Raw genomic sequence first — 1,737 nt, 5'->3', positions numbered from 1 at the left:
TCATCCGCCACGTGCACCCCGACGGTAGCCAGGACCGCTACAGCTTTGATGAGCGCAGCAACCTGCTGCAGCACATCCGTCCCGACCACAGCACGCTGCACTACGCCTACGACGACCATGACCAGCTGATTAAGATCCGCGATGCCGAGGGTGGCCTTTGGCTGCGCGACTACGACGAGCGCGGCAACCTGGTAGAGACGGTCGACCCGCTGGGCAACAAGACCGAATTTGCCTACACCCCAAGCGGCCTGGTAAGTGCGATCAAGGACGCCAACGGCAACCAGAAGGCGCTGGCCTACAACGACGCCGGGCAACTACTCGAGTACGTCGACTGCTCCGGCAAGACCAGCCAGTGGGCCTACAACGACTTCGGCCAGCTGGTGCAGTTCGCCGACGCAGCGGGCAACAAGACCGCCTATGAGTACAAGGCCGGGCAACTGTCCAGGGTCACCCACCCCGACAACACCGAAGAGCGCTTCGAACGTGATGCCGAGGGCCGTCTGCTGGCGTACCTCGACGCGCTCGACCGCTGCACCACCTGGACCTATTCCGGCGCCGGGCTTCTGGCCGAGCGCGTCGACGCCAACGAGCACACCCTGCGCTACCGCTGGGACAAACTGGGCCGGCTGATTGGCCTGGAAAACGAAAACACCAGCCAGGCGAGCTTCGTGTACGACCCGGTCGGTCGCCTGTTGCAGGAGACCGGCTTCGATGGCCTGACCACCCGCTATCAATACGACCCGTACAGCGGTCGCCTGGCCTCGACCCAGGTCGGCCAGCGCCGCATCGACCTGCGTTTCGACCCCATGGGTCGGCTGGCCGAGCGTACCGCCAGGCTGGGTGATCAGTCCCAGACCGAGCGCTTTGCCTATGACGGCAACGGCAGGCTGATCCAGGCGATCAACGCGGCAAGCCAGCTGCAGTGGTTCCATGACGAGGCGGGCAATCTGACCCGCGAGCATCAGCATTACCTGGGGTTGCAGCAGCCGATGGTGGCGGTGTGGACGCACAAGTACGACGTGCTCAACCAGCGCATCGCGACCGTGCGCCCCGATGGCCATACGGTCAGCTGGCTGACCTACGGCAGCGGCCACCTGCTGGGCATGAAGCTCGACCAGCACGACATGCTCAGCTACGAGCGCGATGACCTGCACCGTGAAGTGGCGCGCCGTCAGGGCAACAAGCTGATGCAGACCCAGGCCTGGGACCCGGCCGGACGGCTGCAGGAGCAACTGCTAGGCAGCCACGACGGCAAGTCCACGTTGCTCAAGCGTCAGTACCAGTACGATGGCGCCGGGCAACTCACCGACATTCACGACAGCCGACGTGGTCAGTTGGCCTACCAGTACGACCCTGTCGGTCGCCTGTTGCAGGCCACCAGTCGCCTGGGGGTGGAGACATTCGCGTTTGACCCGGCCGGTAACCTGCTGGACGAGAAGACGCAGCAGCTCAACCGCCCGCTGGACCAGGCCCCGAAACGCAACAGGTTGATGGACAACCTGCTGCGCGAGTACGCCGGCACCCATTACACCTACGACGCGCGCGGCAACCTGGCCGAACGGCTGCACAACGGCGTGCGTGCGCAGTTCAACTGGGACCTGGTCGATCGGCTGCAGAGCTACAGCGACGACAAGCTCAAGGTCGAGTACAGCTATGACGCACTCGGCCGGCGACTGCACAAACACTCGGTTGCGCATTATTCGAACAAGCCGCAGGCCGGCACGGGCTGGAATCAGC

Annotated in this window: 1 pseudogene; it reads left to right on the top strand. The window is 64.4% G+C overall.

Going from position 1 to position 1,737, the window contains the following annotated elements:
• Positions 1 to 1,737: pseudogene (locus CR917_RS26970) on the top strand (RHS repeat protein); the annotation flags it as partial.

This window comes from Pseudomonas sp. BRM28, assembly GCF_002939405.1.
Taxonomy (GTDB): Bacteria; Pseudomonadota; Gammaproteobacteria; order Pseudomonadales; family Pseudomonadaceae; genus Aquipseudomonas; species Aquipseudomonas palmensis.
Note: the sequence above shows the minus strand (reverse complement) of the source record. Positions and strands in the feature narration are given on the sequence as shown.